Origin of the sequence: Acinetobacter gerneri DSM 14967 = CIP 107464 = MTCC 9824, assembly GCF_000368565.1 — a bacterium.
Lineage (GTDB): Bacteria > Pseudomonadota > Gammaproteobacteria > Pseudomonadales > Moraxellaceae > Acinetobacter > Acinetobacter gerneri.
Map to the genome: position 1 here is coordinate 1 of NZ_KB849554.1, position 15,996 is coordinate 15,996.

Here is a 15,996-nt window from a genome sequence, read left to right on the forward strand (position 1 = left end):
CTTTATAAGTAAAGCTCTTAAACTTGGCTCATCAATTTTCTGACAAATATTTCTCAAATAAACTTCGAGTAATTTCTACCAATCAATCAATGATAATTTTTTTCAATGATCAACTAGCAAAAATCCACACAAGTTGTTCTTCATAATCTCTTAATGATCAATTCACTACCTCATCAGTAGTGAAAATCTAACGCAATACATTCTCAACAACTTAACCCTCTAAGCTAAGTTCGTTTGCTGTATCGCGTCGGGATGCAGCGTATTCTATAGAGTTTTGAAACTAGCGCAACCCCTATTTTGAGTTATTTTGCTTGTGTGTCGTTTTTTTGGACTATTTCGCTAAAAAATATTACTTTTCACCTATTTTTTGAGCGTTTTTATTAAAAAATCCCGTCGAAACGGGATTTCTTTTAATTTTATTTTTTGATTATTTAACTTTATCGATAAATAACTGGGTGCTGTAATCTGCTGTCGGGAGTTTATTTAGTTTTTTGGCTCCCGCTATACCAGACATGCTATCTACATATTTTAGAAATGCTTCGGCGTAGTCCAAACCAACATCCATTCTGCGTTCACCTGTGATATTTTTCATCGTTGTATAGTAATCCCCACCATTTGCTAAAAAGTCTATGGTAATTAACTTATATGTCTTATTTGGGTCTATGGCTTGGTATTGGTTATTTTGATTTCGAACTTCGAGCTGACTAATCCGCTGCCCCTTGTCTTTGGTCAAATCCACATTCCAACGCAAACCGCCTGTATATGGATAACTCCCGGTATTGTTCTGCGTAACTACAGCATCAATCGCATCTTCAAGAATAGCTTTAACTTCCGTCCCCGTCGCATCCAACCGTACCAAGACATTCTTAAATGGTAAGACGCTATAGATTTTGCCCACGCTAACATCACCTAATGCAACGTCTTCACGGACACCACCACCATTTTGAAATGAAATGTCTGCGTTAAAGAAGTTTTTACCTTGTTGTAAAAATGCTTCAGCGATTATTTGCTGAATATCACCACCATGCGCATTGACCTGCGGATTTTTATTACAAATATCACCCAATACTGAACGGCTAATATCACGTATCGAGCCTGGTACACGGCGCAAGCACAGATTCTCTGTCGTTTGGGCAATCACTTTTTTAGCAAAAGCATTTTTTTGTTCTTGATAAGGCTTCAGCACTGCCAAAGTCTTAATATCTGGGTTTACAACAGTAAATGGCGCTTGATCAGTCTTTATTTGCTTTAAAATTTTGTCTTTTTCAGCATCTGTGGTTGCTGGAGCATCTTTTGCAGTCCGTTTAAAATCATTTGCAATCAAAACATGCGGCGTTCCACTACAACTTGATACTTTGCCATCTTTATCAAACTTAATATTTAAATCACCAACCAAATAGCTATATTGCCAAGCTTGCGCTACACATACCAAATCACCATCTTTATTTTTAAGCTGCGTTGGATAATCCCCTTCAGGGGTTAAGCCATATTTGCTCAAACTCTTTGGCCCCAACAAACTATGTGAGTCTCCCCCGATAATGACATCGACACCACTTAAAGAGGTCGCCAATTTTTTATCTAGTTCATAGCCGACATGGGTTTGTAAAATAATTTTATTGATACCCTGTGCTTTTAATTGATTTATTTCTTTTTGTGCCGTTTCAATTTCATCACTAAACATCGTATCTGCGTTAGGTTGAGATGAATTTTTGGTTTTAGATGCGATCGTTAAACCGATAATCGCAAATTTCTGTCCATCTTTTTCAAATATCTGTGATTTTTGAATGTGCTTGGTCTGATATAAAGGCGAGGATGGACCAAAGGTGATATTTGCAGACAAAACTTTGGTTTTTTCTTTACAGTTACCTTGATCCAAAAAGTCGATAAACTTTTTCAAACCTGCATCTTTGGCATCGAATTCATGATTTCCAGGCGTAAACGTATCAAAACATACGCTATTCATCGCATCTGCATCCGCCTTACCATCTGTTAATGTGTAATATAAATCGCCAGTCGTTGCATCACCTGCATGTATTTTCAAAACATTTTTTCGTTCTAAAGCCAATTGATTGATCAGCCCTGCAACACGTGCAAAACCACCACTCGTCACAGAAAATTCTTCAGCCCCAGACCCTACATCAGCTTTAAACTTCAGGCTTTCTTCGTCCAGATGTGAATGGTGATCATTGATATGTAAAATATTCAATTCTAATGGTTGGGCTATGGGTGGAGTTAACAGCAGTGGCTCTTTATCATCATTACAGCCCGCTAAAAAAATCATAAGACCCAGTGAAGATAAACAAATTTTATAATTTTGTCGCAACATGGCATTTTCTCAATGTTATGTAAAACATTGAGTTTGCTTAGTTAAGGTTTAATTTTGATGAAATTTTAAGCTGTAAAATTCATGCTATATATATTTGATTCCATCAATCACCTCAACAATTGTTTCTATTTTTTGTTGATAATTTTCTGCTGCAAAAAAGAGTCGTGCTTGTTCTGGCAAAAATCGTTGTATTAGAAAAAATAGTTGATATTTTTCAACCATATCCATTTGTTCAAATGTCGCCAGCACATCAGCATGTTGTTCGATTTTAATGGCTTTTGAGGTAGTATCGAACAAATATTCAAGAATCAAATTTGCTTTATCATCAAAGCTTTGTCGTTGTAATCTTTGCATAATGACCTCTGGATGGCTTGGGTCTAAGTTTTATTATGCGTCGAGTTATGTGTAATTAAAATACTCTTTTCTCTCTCATTTTTTAATTTTTGTTAATTTATCCATTTCAAACAATCTACATCACATTTTCATACCGATATATTTTGCATAGATATAAAAAACCAAGAAATATTGTTTCTTGGTTTTTTAAAATTTCAGCAAATAGTCATCACTTAATCTGCACGATAATAAGGTTTATCTCCCATCAATGTCGCGCGATTCATTACTCGATGTGCAGGACGATAATCATCGACTGCATAATGGAAAGTACAGCGATTATCCCAAAATGCAACGTCATTGGCTTTCCAAGACCAACGCACAACAAACTCAGGTTTTTGAATATGTTCAAACAACATTTTCAATACTGCATCACTTTCTTTGGCTTCAAGTTCATTAATGCGAGTAGTAAAACCTTCACTGACAAATAATGCCTTGCGACCCGTTACAGGATGGGTACGAATCACAGGATGTGAAATAGGTGGATGTTTTTTCTTCGCTGCTTCTAATTTTTCACGTTCAGCAGGATCACTGCCAAAACGATTTTCAGGAAATGAACGCGCAATATCATGTGTCGCTGTCAAACCCCCTAACATATTTTGCATTGGTTTTGATAAGGCTTCAAAAGCAGCTGTACCACTCGACCAAAGTGTATCACCACCCCACGCTGGAACTTTTTTAGCACTTAAAATCGCGCCCATTGCAGGTTCTTCAAGGAAAGTTACATCTGTATGCCAAAGCGCATTGTCACGCAAATCATTGAGCTCAGTATCCAAAACCATAATTTCTGGTTGTTCTGGAATATTTGGATAGATCGGATGGATATGTAACTGACCAAATTGACGCGCAAATGCTGCATGTTGCTGTGGAGTCATGACTTGATCACGGAAAAAAATCACTTGATGTTTCAATAAAGCCGCTTCAATAAAGTTTTTGGCTTCGACTGTTAATGGTTGATTAAAATCAATACCTTCAATCAATGCACCAATCGTAGGATTGAGCGGTGTCACTTTAAAAGTATTTGAAACAATAGCGTTCATTTCTTCCTCGATCATCTTCTGATGCGTCAAAACATCTCAACCTTCAAACCTTTCTGGCTTTAAATCATGTCATCCATAGCCAAATCAAGTTTTATAAAATCAAATAGAGCTGGTTAGGGTCTGTTGACATTTCAAATTGGTTGCGACGATGAGTATTTTTTAGATGATATGAGGCGTAGATTGAAAAATTTAGTCATCTAAATGATCAAGCTACAACGAAATAGCATCAAAAAATACTCTCGTCCCACAGGGTTGTAGCTAAAATTATCTCAGGCTTCGTTACGAAATTTGAAAATGGTCTCGCTATTCTCTGCATTTCGTGCCTTGCCTGCTCAATTTTAGCCAACAACGCAATTCAGTTATGAAATGTCAACAGACCCTAGATTAATGGGCTTGTCTATCCCAAGGAACTAAACGTTTTTGCAAACGGCGTAGTCCTATTTCCAAAGCAAAGGCAATGACTGCAATAATCAATATGCCAACAATCACTACATCCGTTGCCAAAAGCTGTGATGAAGACTGCACCATAAAACCTAAGCCTTCAGATGCACCAACCAACTCAGCAGCAACCAGTGTTGACCAACCCACACCTAAGCCTATGCGAATACCTGTCAAAATATGTGGTAATGCACTCGGTAAAACCACATGTTTAATGATCTGACTAGAACTTGCACCTAATGATTGTGCAGCGCGAATTTTAGCTTGATCCACAGAACGCACACCTGTAGCGGTAGAAATCACAATCGGGGCAAAAATCGCAAGATAAATCAGTAATACTTTGGATAATTCACCAATACCACACCAAATCACGATCAAAGGTAAATATGCCAAAGGTGGAATTGGGCGGTAAAACTCGATGATAGGATCTAAGATACCTCTCACAATTTTGCTGCGCCCAATCGCGATTCCGACAGGTATTGCAGTCAAAATTGCAGCAACCAGAGCAACACCTATACGTCCCAAGCTTGCACCAATATGGCTCCACAAACTGATACTCATATAACCATTGCTGAGTAAATCTTGAAAACGGTCGATAACTGCGGCTGGTGATGGCAAAAATAATGCATCGATCCAACCCATCGCTGTAACCAGCCACCATATAAAAATCAGCGTTGCAAGTGTGATCAAGCTAATCAAAGTCACATTGGTTTCACGTGGAACCTTTACTGTTTTTTTGCTGGACTCTGATTCACTTTGTTCAAGTGCTTTAGGGTTTAATTGAGCAGTCATGATTAAACCTCTACAACTTGTTTTTTGGATTGACTATTTTGAATAAACACACGATTCAACACATATTCACGCATTTCAATAAATTGAGGATCTGATTTGATACTTCTCGCAGACTCACCATTAGCATAGCGTTTAGCAAAATCGAGCTGAAGTTTTTCCACGATACGGCCGGGGTTTGGCGCAAGAATAATTAAATCAGTCGCCAAAAACACCGCTTCTTCAATATCATGTGTAATCAAAAATGTTGGCTTTGCTGTGCTTTTCCAAACTTCCAACAATAGACATTGCATCTGTTCTCGAATAAAGGCATCCAACGCGCCAAAAGGCTCATCCATCAACAAAATCTTAGGATTGGATGCAAGTGCTCGTGCTAAACCAATACGTTGTCTTTGTCCGCCAGAAAGCTCCCAAATATGACGCTCGGCAAAACCTTCAAGATCAACCAATTTTAATAATTCTTCTGCACGACGTTTTTGTGTCGCTTTATCTACACCAGCAAGTTCCAAGCCAAAAGAAATATTGCTCGCAACATTTTGCCATGGCAATAACACATCATCCTGAAAAACCACGCCACGATCACGACTAGGTGCAGTGATCGGTTCACCATCTAGCGTTAAAAGACCTGAGCGAGGCTGTGTAAAACCTGCAATCAAATTGAGCAAAGTTGTTTTACCACTACCTGATGCACCGAGTGCAACCATCAATTGCTCAGAACCCAATTCAAACGAAATATCTTCAAGCACCACTTGGTCTGCACCTGGGTACTGTGCTTGGACATGTTCAACAGTCAATACAGCCATGATGAAATCCTTCCGATTATTTAGCTTGAGATGATTGCTTTGTTTGAGCAATTTCAATAAAACGTGTGGTCACAAAATTTTGGTAATTCGGTGAAACCTTTTTCACTAAACCTTGCGCCTTTAAAAAACCCACCGAATTGGCAATGTTCTTTACTGTATTTCCGCCCAGATACTGCTGACTTAACTGCGTCTTGCGATCTGGATAATCTGCACCTGCCAACAATCCAGGAACGTCTTTTGCATCAACACCTGTGATCTTGGCAATCTTTTGCACAGCTTTGGTATCTGCTGTCCAATGCTGTTTAGTTCGGTTATACGCTTCGTAATAACTCAAAGTGACATTGGAAAATTTACGTAAAACTTCTGGATGTTGATCAGCAAAATCTTGTCGAGCCACCCAAACTTCAAAAGTCGGTGAACCCCACTGCCCTACTTGCCCTGCATCCGTCAGTACCGTGCCATTTTTCTTGATATTGGCAAGTGCTGGTGACCAAACAAAGGCTGCATCGATATCACCACGTTTCCAAGCTGCATTGATTTCAGCAGGTTTTAAATTGAGTAATCGAATTTGGTTGGTTTGAATATTCCAATGTTTTAAAGCCCCTAAAAGGCTGTAATGCGATGTAGATGCAAACGGCGTAGCTACTTTTTTACCAATCAAATCTTTCGGACTATGGATACCTGAACCATTTCGCACCACTAAAGCTTCAGCACTTTTCAAATCGGTAGAAATCAAAAATACTTTTACGGGTAGTTTATTGGCAACCGCAGCACCCAAAGGACTCGAACCAATTAAAGCAATATCAACGGAACCTGAGGCCAATGCTGTCAGTACCTCTGCTCCACTATTAAACAATCGCCAATCCAATTTTTCACCGATCACTTTGTCGTAGACCCCATCTGCTTGAGCAACTTTTGCTGGCTCAATATTGGTTTGATAACCAATCACGATAGGGCGAGCAACGGCTAAGCTATTTGCCAATAAACAAATGACTGCACTTTGCAAAATGATTTGCGTCAATTTCATGGTGGTTTTGGGATCTTCAGAAAAATAGTGGAAAACTCACGTTTCAAATTACAATGCTAAGTAATTTACTCGGATATAAAAAATATCTTTTTATGCTTTGTATATCTGTTTTTTTGCTTAAGCGAATTTGAATGATTTAGAATAAAAAATTGCAGATTTATTTTTTAAAATTTCTAAACATTTGATAAATAAATAAAAGAGAAAGAGATCTCTCCCAAAATCTCTTTCTCTTTGAAGCAGGTACTACAGTGTTATTTGAGTTTTAACTTTTCAAAATAATTTTTATTGTGTTGTTACCCTCTAGAACGTGAAAATCACCTCTATTTGGCAAATAAATCTTAATAACTTATTAAAATTAAATCAATCATTTTGGCAAAATTTAATCATTGTTTTACATTATTTTTTTTCAAAGTACTTATATTAATTACATATAAGCTTATATATTTTCATAAAAAAAGAGCCAATATTTAATTGGCTCTTTTTGCTCACAAGATATTTTTCAATTAATCAGTAAAAGTCACGCGTGCAATCGCTTTTTTACCCGCTTGAATAATATAAGTTTTGTTTTCATTTACAGAGAAATTGGCATCAACCACTTCCCAGTCAACTTTAACAGCGCCACGTGCAACCGCATCTTTGGCTTGAGCTGCATTTTTAGTTAAACCTGCTAAACGTAAAATCGAAGCAATAAAGATTTCACCACCAAATTCACCACGTGAGATGCTTACTTCTGGCGTATCTTCTGGTACTTCACCTTCAGTAATAATGTTGCCCGCACCTTTATGTGCATGTTCAGCAGCATCTTTACCGTGGAAACGTTCAACCAATTCTAGCGCAAGAATTTTCTTCACTTCTTGTGGATTGCGACCGTCTGCAATTTCTTTTAAAAGCACAGCAATTTCTTCAAGAGATTTAAAGCTGAGCAAATCAAAATAACGTTCGATCAAACTGTCTGGCATTGAAAGTACTTTTTGGTACATCGCGCCTGGTGCATCAAATACACCAATATAGTTACCCAATGATTTAGACATTTTATTTACACCGTCTAAACCTTCAAGAATAGGCACAGTGATACACACTTGTGATTCTTGACCGTAACGGCTTTGTAAAGTACGTCCCATAAGCAAGTTAAAGGTTTGGTCTGTACCACCCAACTCTACGTCAGCTTCCAAAGCGATCGAGTCATAACCTTGAACCAATGGATATAAAAACTCGTGAATCGCGATAGGTTGGTGATTGCTATAGCGTTTTGTAAAATCGTCACGCTCAAGCATACGTGAAACGGTTTGTTGGCTCGCAAGTTGAATCAAATCAGCAGCAGATTTTTGATTAAACCATTCTGAGTTAAAACGTACTTTGGTTTTCGCAGGATCAAGAATTTTAAAAACTTGTTCTTGATATGTTTTCGCATTTTCCAACACTTGTTCACGTGAAAGTGGTGGACGAGTCGCACTTTTACCTGTTGGATCACCGATCATCGCAGTATAGTCACCAATCAAGAAAGTCACTTCATGACCCAAGTCTTGGAATGTTTTCAATTTGTTAATCAAAACAGTGTGACCCAAATGCAAATCTGGCGCTGTAGGGTCAAAGCCCGCTTTCACGCGTAAAGGTCTATTTTCTTTGAGTTTCTTTAATAGATCCTCTTCAGAAATAATTTCGTGTGTGCCTCGTTGGATGAGGGCAAGTTGTTCTTCAGCCGGCAGGAAATTTGACATTACAAAAACCCAAATTCATCAGTTGTACAATTTGTGCGATATACTAACACTTTTTCAGCATAATGCAGGCGAAGTATCATCATGACAACAATCTATATTGGCGTAATGACTGGAACCAGCATGGACGGCGTCGATTTTGTTGCTGCCTCTTTTGATCCTTTACACATCCACGCAACGCTGACCGTCCCATTTGACCCAGATCTACGTGATGAGTTGATGGCGCTGACCTTACCCGGCGATAATGAAATCGATCGTATGGGTAAAGCGGATGTTACCCTTGCAACTATGATCGGAAATGGGATTAATCAACTCATACAAGAAAACAATCTCGATAAATCACAAATCAAAGCCATCGGTTCACATGGGCAAACGATTCGTCATCGTCCTGAACATGGTTTTACTTTGCAAATCGGCGACCCCAATATTATTACCGAAATCACGCAAATTCCGGTCATTTCTGATTTTCGTCGTCGTGATATGGCAGCGGGTGGTCAAGGTGCCCCTCTCGTTCCCGCATTTCATCAAGCATTATTTCAACATGAAACGATTCATCGTGTCATTTTAAATCTAGGTGGTATCGCCAACGTCAGCATGTTGCCTGCTGGTGATCCTGAAGCTGTTTATGGTTTTGATACTGGACCTGCCAATATTTTGATGGATGCTTGGTGTCACCGTTATACAGGTCAGCCCTATGATGAAAATGGCAATTGGGCAGCTTATGGTCAACCGATCCGTTCTCTTTTAGAACGTCTCCAATCACATGAATATTTCTCTAAAGAGCCACCAAAAAGTACAGGTCGCGAAGACTTCAATCTGGAATGGCTTGATGAACAAATCGCAGATTGGCGCAATGATTTAGAATATGATGAATTGGAAGATATTCCTGAAAATATCCAAGCCACTTTAATGAAACTCACGACTCGTGCCATTAAAAAAGCCATTTATCGTTCGCCACTAGATACGGGTGAAGTTTATGTCTGTGGTGGTGGTGCATACAATTCAACTCTACTTGAACAATTACGCTGGCGTTTACGCAAACATAATTGGTCTGTGCAAACCACGACAGCACTTGGGCTTGCACCGACATGGGTAGAAGCAACAGCATTTGCATGGTTAGCCATGCGTTTTATCCAAGATCAAAGTGCTAACCTTCCCGCAGTGACTGGTGCAGCAGGTTACCGTGTAATGGGTACGATCACCAAAGTTTAGAGATAGCTCACAAAAATTCCAAAATTTTCTGTTCAAGGTTAAATTCGTTTAACCTTGAATATGTTCCATGTGAAACATCACTTAAAAATCCTGCTACATGACCTTTACTGCTATTAAAAAGCGGCATAAAAACACGCAATATCACTAAAAATTTCACGAGAATTAAAAAATGGATATCACAAAACAAAGAATTGAAACCTTCCAACGAGAAGGACTTACTTTTGATGTCATCGACTCAGGACCTTTAGAAGGTGAAGTCTTTGTACTTCTACATGGTTTTCCTGAAACCAATAAAAGCTGGCAAGAAACTGCTGAAATCCTTAATGCAAATGGCTTTCGTACCTTTGCGATCAATCAGCGTGGATATAGTTTAAATGCACAACCTGAGGGACGGCGCGCTTATCGTAGTTCTGCTTTGGTTGAAGATGTCTACCAACTGATCGAGATCATTGGCAAGCCAGTTTATCTCGTCGGACATGATTGGGGAGCCGTTGTCGCTTGGGAAGTTGCGATTAAACATCCTGAGTCGATTAAACACCTCACGACGATTTCAGTACCGCACAAAGCTGCATTTATGCAAGCTATGTTAAGAAGCAATCAGTTATTTAAATCTTATTATATGGGGCTTTTTCAACTCCCTAAAATACCTGAAATTTTATTTGAAAAATTACCTAAAATTGGTGAAGGATTGTTGAAAAATTCAGGCATGAATGAAGCACAATTGGCTGATTTTAGACAAGATATGATCAAAGAAGATCGTATTAGTACAGCAATTAATTGGTATCGCGCTATTCCCTATGGCTCTAAAAAAAGCATTACTGAAAAAGTGAAAGTTCCGACATTATTTATATGGGGTAAACACGATACGGCGATTGGCGCTAAAAGTGTAGAACTCAATCGGAATTATGTCGATGCGCCATATACAGAGGTGATTATGGATGCAACGCATTGGATACCCGTGCAAAATGCAGCTGAATTATGTGAACATATTTTGCAGGATATCTAAAAATATTATCTTTAACTTAACTGATGAGAGTTCTGCAAATAGAAAATACTTTTTATTTTTCCAATAAAAAAGGCTGTGAATTTCACAGCCTTTTACATTATTTTTACTATAGCTTTACAATTTATTAGATCGAGAAAGAAGATCCACAACCACATGTTGTTGTTGCATTTGGATTTTCCACGATAAAACGAGAACCCTCTAAGCCTTCAACATAATCTACTTTGGAACCAACGAGATACTGGTAGCTTAAAGAGTCAACCAACATTACAACATCACCATTTTCAAATTTTGCATCATCTTCATTGACGCTTTCTGCAAAATTAAAGCCGTATGAAAAACCAGAACAACCACCACCTGTTACATATACACGCAACATAAGCTCTTGATTTCCTTCGCTATCACGAAGTTGACGAACTTTATTTGCAGCATTATCTGTCATAACGAGCGCTTGGGCATTCATGGTAGGCATTCCTCAAACTATTGATGGCTTAAAACGAAAAAGACCATATATCAAGTCAATTATATCATACTCAATATATGGTCAGTTGCTGAACTTTAAAGTTAATTCATACTAAATTTATCTGAATTAACTATAAATATTAAATTTCAATTACTTATAATCTTCATCACGTAAACTACATTCAAAGTTTTTCGGATTTTCTTTACAACGGAATTGCCACAACAATTTCATCATTTTCGGATCATACACACCGCGTTTAGTTAAACTAATACGTGATTCGCGCATTAATTTTTGATAACCCGCTTTGTCTGCATCAGGCACTTGCATCCAGTATTTAGCAGGAATATCAGATTTCATTTTACCTAAAATTGTAAATGCACGAGGAAGTTGTGTCTTAACCCAATCACGTGATTTTTGTCCAAATCCTGCAGGGAATTTATCAGGTCGAATAATAATATTTCCTGTCACTTGTAAAATCGGATAATTTACAATTGCTCCTTTTGTCCCCAAACCCTTAAATAATTCTAATGGCTTAAATGCTGCTGCAGGCGCACCAATGATATCCACTTGATGGTTGTTAAATTTACTACCAAAATTGGTCACATCTGCGCTTACGGCTTGTGCACCAATTTGTTGTACCATGATTTTTTGAGCTTCATCATAGTCTAAAACTGCGATTTTTTTACCTGCTGCTTTGGCAACGGTATTGATATTACGGTCATTCACCAATAAATAAGCATCGCCTACAGGAATCACCCCTGCGACTTCGTATTTACCATTGACCATATATTTTGCAAATACTGGATTTGCTAGACCTTGCATGACTTTTACTGCAAGTTTTATATCTGGAATTGCACCAATCGCATCAAGAGAGCCTGTAAATTTGTTAAATTGGCGTCCGCGCATCCCTGTTATACTGATACCATCACATTTTCCTGCTTTAAAATCTTCTGCAATCACAGACTCACTTTGATTGACTTTCAATTCAATATCAGCCCCCCAGTTTTTTGCTGCGAGCTGATAATCTTTCATCAAAGCATAGACATCGCCGTTTTTACCAACAAAGTCAAATACACAAAACGTTTGTTTTGCCTGAGCCGCTGAAGCTGCTGCCATCAAACCAGCCGAAAGAAGTAATGTTTTAGACCATTGCATTTTATTTTCCTTTCCATGATCAATTTTTAGTTCAATTCTTTGATTTAAAAATGAAAAAATTCCGTTTCCAAATCTAAAATTATTTTAAGCATCCACTGTATTACGGTTTTTTTTAAATTGTTTTAGATCATATTTCATTTCCAAACAATTGTTATTTTTATTCAAGAATACTCGTTTTTTTTAAAGCAACAATGGCAGAAATGACAGTAAAAATATAAAAAAAAACCTAGAAAATTTTCTAGGTTTTTCCTTTTAAATCAATATTATTCACCACCAAGTGCACATTCGAAATTCGCTTTATCGACTGCACAACGTGCTTTTTTCAATACTGACATCATCGCTGGATCATAAATACCTTGTTTAGTCAGCTCCATACGGCCTTCACGTAACAGTTTTTGGTATTTTAATTTGTCAGCAGGGTTTAAGTTCATTTTGTATTTTGCAGGGATACCCGCTTCTAAGCGGTTGATCATTGCAAAGCTCTTCGCTACGTTTTTAACGAAGTAATCACGTGATTTTTGACCAAATCCAGCAGGGAATTTTTCTGGACGAATCACAAGATCGGCAGTGACTTGTAAAACTGGGAAGTTAAACATCGCACCATTTGTACCTAGACCTTTATAAATTTCTAAAGGTTTGTATGCATATGCAGGTGCGCCAACCATATCAACCTGACCGTTGTTAAATTTGGCAACGAAGTTTGAAATATCTGAAATAACCGCTTGTGCACCTACACGTTGAACCATGATTTTTTGCGCTGGATCATAGCCTAAAACTGCGAATTTTTTACCTGCAGCTTTTTCAATCGAGTTGATATTTTTGTCACGTACAAAGATATATGCTGAACCTAATGGCGCAATCCCAGCAATTTCGTATTTCTTACCGCCAAGATTAGTTGTCATTTTAGTAGCATTACGTGCATCCAATGCATAAGCAATCACTTTTTGAGCAACGGCATTGCTTGGCACGCCACCGAGTGAGTCAATTGATCCTGCAAATTTATTATATTGACGAGCACGCATCGACGTTTCAAATACGGCATCACATTTGCCCGCTTTAAAATCGTTATCTGCTACACCTTCGTCCTGACGTGGAATAAGGTTAACGTCAGCGCCCCAACCTTTTGCTGCAAGTGCCCATTCTTGAGCCATTTGGAAAGACTCACCTGATTTACCAAGTAAGTCAAAAACACAAACGTTTATAGCAGCTTGTGACATTGAAGACACACCAAGGATTGATGTTGCGACCATAGTAAGAGCAATTTTTTTCATATTATGCTTCCGTATCAATATATTATTTGTTTAGTTTGATAACCATCCATAAGCGCCATATTAATCAGCTTCTTATAAAAAAAATAGAGCATTTACTCCATTTTTTTTGAATGTTTTATTTTCCTAATAATAATCATATATTTAAAAAAGAACTAATTGGTCATATTTTACACTTTTTAACGTTTTTATAGGTGTAAGTCACATTTTTAAATTTTTTTTGTTCGGATCGCATCGGAACAAATGATTGTAATTTTTGTAATAAATAAAATATTTTGCAGAAAAATGCTCAAAAGTTTGTCTTCAACAAAATATCCCCTAAAATACAGGCACTCTTGATTAGCGATTTTGATTTTAATGATTCAACTTGACCAAGTTTCTTTACGCCGTGGTGGACGTGTTTTATTTCAAAAAGCGTCTATGCAAATTCATCCAGGTTGGAAAGTTGGTCTAACGGGTGTCAACGGTGCTGGTAAATCCACTCTTTTTGCAGCCTTGCTCGGCTCATTGACCGCAGATGAAGGTACATTGTCGCGTCCGCAAGTTTGGACTGTGGCGCATATGGCGCAAGAAGTGAAAGCCTTAGATATGGCTGCAATCGATTTTGTCCTTTCAGGTGATGAAGAATATTGGGAAATTCAAGCCAAACTCGATCATCCTGAAGATTTATCAGATCATGATCTTGCGCATTTGCATGGTCGTTTTGATGAAATTGATGGCTACTCTGCCCCTGCTAAAGCCGCTCAGCTCATGGCTGGTTTAGGTTTTATGGAACATCAAAATCAATTGCATGTTTCAAGTTTCTCTGGTGGTTGGCGTATGCGTTTAAATCTTGCACGTACGCTGATGAGTCGTTCAGATTTATTATTACTTGATGAACCGACCAACCATTTAGACTTAGATGCTATTTTATGGCTTGAAGATTGGCTTAAAGCCTATGCAGGTACTTTGGTTCTTATTTCACATGACCGTGACTTTTTGGATGCCATTACCGATCATATTTTACATATTGAAAATGCTGAATTGACCTTATATACAGGCAATTATTCGACCTTTGAAACCACACGTAGCGAACGTTTGGCTCAGCATCAACAAGCCTATGAAAAACAACTCGAAACTCGTGCACATCTACAAAAATATATCGATCGCTTTAAAGCCAAAGCCACCAAAGCACGTCAAGCGCAAAGTCGTATCAAGCAACTTGAACGCATGCAAATGCTTGCACCTGCACATGTAGATACGCCATTTACTTTTAGTTTCCGTGAACCAAGTAAAATGAGTTCACCACTATTAATGATGGAACATGTTGATATTGGTTATGGCGATAAGCTGATTGCTACTGATATTAACCTACAAATCACTCCGACGAGCCGAATTGGTTTATTGGGAATGAATGGTGCAGGTAAATCAACACTCATTAAAACATTGGTTGGTGACCTACCTTTACTTGCCGGTGAGAGAAAAGCTTCTGAACTCCTTAATATCGGTTATTTTGCTCAGCACCAGATGGATGCACTCGATGATTTAGCGAGTCCAATGCTACAACTTGCACGTATTGCCGATAAAAAAATTAGTGAAGCCACATTACGCTCATTTTTAGGTAGTTTTGGTTTTAGTGGCGAACGTATGGATACGCCATGTGAAAGCTTTTCTGGTGGTGAACGTGCTCGTTTAGCTTTAGCTTTGATCGTATGGCTACGCCCAAATGTACTCATCCTCGATGAGCCAACCAACCATCTTGATTTAGATATGCGTCATGCTTTGACTATGGCATTACAAGATTTTGAAGGTGCGGTAGTTCTGGTGTCGCATGAACGTCAACTGATTGCCAGTGTTTGTGATGATTTATTGCTAGTACATGCAGGTAAATGTTCCGAGTTTGATGGCGATTTACAAGACTATGCCAACTGGCTCCGTCAGGCACGACAAGACATGATCCGCCAAGGTGGTCAAACTGCCCCAGTCGTGTCAAAAGTCGCAGAGCAAAAAGCTCCTGTATCCAAGGTAGATAAAGAAGCACAGCGTAAAGAAGCAGCTCGTCGTCGTGAACAAACACGCCCTATCCGAAAAAATATCGAAAAACTTGAAGCTCAAACTGCAAAAATTCAGCCACGACTGATTGAAATTGAAGCACTACTGGCAGATACAGCACTTTATGATGCCAATCGTAAAGATGATTTACTTAAAATCATGAATGAACAAACTGAGCTAAAAGCCAAATTGGAACAAGTGGAAGAACAAACGCTTGAACTGATGATGGAGCTTGAAGAATTAGAAAGCTCATTTGACTAAATCTGATAAATTTTGAATGCTGAAACGCATTCTAAAAAGCCTCTGTAGCAAAGTGCTACAGAGGTTTTTTTATTT

The 15,996-nt window shown here is 38.2% G+C and carries 13 protein-coding genes; 3 read left to right on the top strand and 10 right to left on the bottom strand.

Annotation, left to right across the window (positions count from 1 at the left end):
- Positions 1-427: 427 nt before the first annotated feature.
- The 7 genes from F960_RS20830 to tyrS form a co-directional block, all read right to left on the bottom strand.
- Positions 428-2,326 carry a 5'-nucleotidase C-terminal domain-containing protein gene (locus tag F960_RS20830; RefSeq protein ID WP_004871579.1) on the bottom strand — a complete coding sequence of 633 codons (1,899 nt, stop codon included), beginning with the start codon at positions 2,324-2,326 and terminating at the stop codon, positions 428-430.
- 84 nt (positions 2,327-2,410) lie between these two features.
- A complete protein-coding gene (locus F960_RS20835) occupies positions 2,411-2,680 on the bottom strand; it encodes a hypothetical protein (RefSeq protein ID WP_004871581.1) in 270 nt (89 codons plus the stop codon).
- A 212-nt stretch (positions 2,681-2,892) separates the two neighbouring features.
- A complete protein-coding gene (gene tauD, locus F960_RS20840) occupies positions 2,893-3,756 on the bottom strand; it encodes a taurine dioxygenase (protein WP_004871585.1) in 864 nt (287 codons plus the stop codon).
- Between the two features lie 384 nt (positions 3,757-4,140).
- The gene (gene tauC, locus F960_RS20845) at positions 4,141-4,986 is read right to left on the bottom strand and encodes a taurine ABC transporter permease TauC (protein ID WP_004871588.1); all 846 of its coding nucleotides are present in this window, start codon (positions 4,984-4,986) and stop codon (positions 4,141-4,143) included.
- 2 nt (positions 4,987-4,988) lie between these two features.
- The gene (gene tauB, locus F960_RS20850; RefSeq protein ID WP_004871592.1) at positions 4,989-5,786 is read right to left on the bottom strand and encodes a taurine ABC transporter ATP-binding subunit; all 798 of its coding nucleotides are present in this window, start codon (positions 5,784-5,786) and stop codon (positions 4,989-4,991) included.
- Positions 5,787-5,802: 16 nt separating this feature from the next.
- Positions 5,803-6,813 (bottom strand): taurine ABC transporter substrate-binding protein, encoded by a 1,011-nt coding sequence (gene tauA / locus F960_RS20855; RefSeq protein ID WP_004871594.1) that lies wholly within the window; start codon positions 6,811-6,813, stop codon positions 5,803-5,805.
- Positions 6,814-7,316: 503 nt separating this feature from the next.
- Positions 7,317-8,531 (bottom strand): tyrosine--tRNA ligase, encoded by a 1,215-nt coding sequence (gene tyrS, locus F960_RS20860; RefSeq protein WP_004871596.1) that lies wholly within the window; start codon positions 8,529-8,531, stop codon positions 7,317-7,319.
- An 81-nt stretch (positions 8,532-8,612) separates the two neighbouring features.
- On the opposite strand from tyrS, the gene F960_RS20865 reads away from it, so the two are divergent.
- Both F960_RS20865 and F960_RS20870 read left to right on the top strand, forming a co-directional pair.
- On the top strand, positions 8,613-9,740 hold the full coding sequence (locus F960_RS20865) for an anhydro-N-acetylmuramic acid kinase (RefSeq protein WP_004871599.1): 1,128 nt from the start codon (positions 8,613-8,615) through the stop codon (positions 9,738-9,740).
- Positions 9,741-9,909: 169 nt separating this feature from the next.
- Positions 9,910-10,746, top strand: coding sequence for an alpha/beta fold hydrolase (locus F960_RS20870; protein ID WP_004871601.1), 837 nt, complete (start codon positions 9,910-9,912; stop codon positions 10,744-10,746).
- Between the two features lie 124 nt (positions 10,747-10,870).
- Here the strand turns inward: F960_RS20870 and erpA are convergent, their stop codons facing one another.
- From erpA to F960_RS20885, 3 genes are all read right to left on the bottom strand, one after another.
- Entirely contained in the window at positions 10,871-11,206 is a 336-nt protein-coding gene (erpA, locus tag F960_RS20875; protein ID WP_004871603.1) for an iron-sulfur cluster insertion protein ErpA, read from the bottom strand.
- 150 nt (positions 11,207-11,356) lie between these two features.
- The gene (locus F960_RS20880; RefSeq protein WP_004871605.1) at positions 11,357-12,361 is read right to left on the bottom strand and encodes a putative solute-binding protein; all 1,005 of its coding nucleotides are present in this window, start codon (positions 12,359-12,361) and stop codon (positions 11,357-11,359) included.
- A gap of 263 nt (positions 12,362-12,624) precedes the next feature.
- Positions 12,625-13,632, bottom strand: a complete 1,008-nt coding sequence (locus F960_RS20885) for a putative solute-binding protein (protein WP_004871606.1) — start codon at positions 13,630-13,632, stop codon at positions 12,625-12,627.
- A gap of 354 nt (positions 13,633-13,986) precedes the next feature.
- Between F960_RS20885 and F960_RS20890 the strand changes: the two genes are divergently transcribed.
- On the top strand, positions 13,987-15,921 hold the full coding sequence (locus F960_RS20890; protein ID WP_004871608.1) for an ATP-binding cassette domain-containing protein: 1,935 nt from the start codon (positions 13,987-13,989) through the stop codon (positions 15,919-15,921).
- The last annotated feature ends 75 nt before the right edge of the window (positions 15,922-15,996 follow it).

Coding starts and splice junctions, on each gene's coding strand:
- tyrS (WP_004871596.1), bottom strand. CDS start 8,531: ATGTCAAATTTCCTGCCGGCTGAAGAACAACTTGCCCTCATCCAACGA.
- F960_RS20835 (WP_004871581.1), bottom strand. CDS start 2,680: ATGCAAAGATTACAACGACAAAGCTTTGATGATAAAGCAAATTTGATT.
- F960_RS20885 (WP_004871606.1), bottom strand. CDS start 13,632: ATGAAAAAAATTGCTCTTACTATGGTCGCAACATCAATCCTTGGTGTG.
- tauB (WP_004871592.1), bottom strand. CDS start 5,786: ATGGCTGTATTGACTGTTGAACATGTCCAAGCACAGTACCCAGGTGCA.
- tauD (WP_004871585.1), bottom strand. CDS start 3,756: ATGAACGCTATTGTTTCAAATACTTTTAAAGTGACACCGCTCAATCCT.
- F960_RS20830 (WP_004871579.1), bottom strand. CDS start 2,326: ATGTTGCGACAAAATTATAAAATTTGTTTATCTTCACTGGGTCTTATG.
- F960_RS20865 (WP_004871599.1), top strand. CDS start 8,613: ATGACAACAATCTATATTGGCGTAATGACTGGAACCAGCATGGACGGC.
- F960_RS20870 (WP_004871601.1), top strand. CDS start 9,910: ATGGATATCACAAAACAAAGAATTGAAACCTTCCAACGAGAAGGACTT.
- tauC (WP_004871588.1), bottom strand. CDS start 4,986: ATGACTGCTCAATTAAACCCTAAAGCACTTGAACAAAGTGAATCAGAG.
- erpA (WP_004871603.1), bottom strand. CDS start 11,206: ATGAATGCCCAAGCGCTCGTTATGACAGATAATGCTGCAAATAAAGTT.
- F960_RS20890 (WP_004871608.1), top strand. CDS start 13,987: ATGATTCAACTTGACCAAGTTTCTTTACGCCGTGGTGGACGTGTTTTA.
- F960_RS20880 (WP_004871605.1), bottom strand. CDS start 12,361: ATGCAATGGTCTAAAACATTACTTCTTTCGGCTGGTTTGATGGCAGCA.
- tauA (WP_004871594.1), bottom strand. CDS start 6,813: ATGAAATTGACGCAAATCATTTTGCAAAGTGCAGTCATTTGTTTATTG.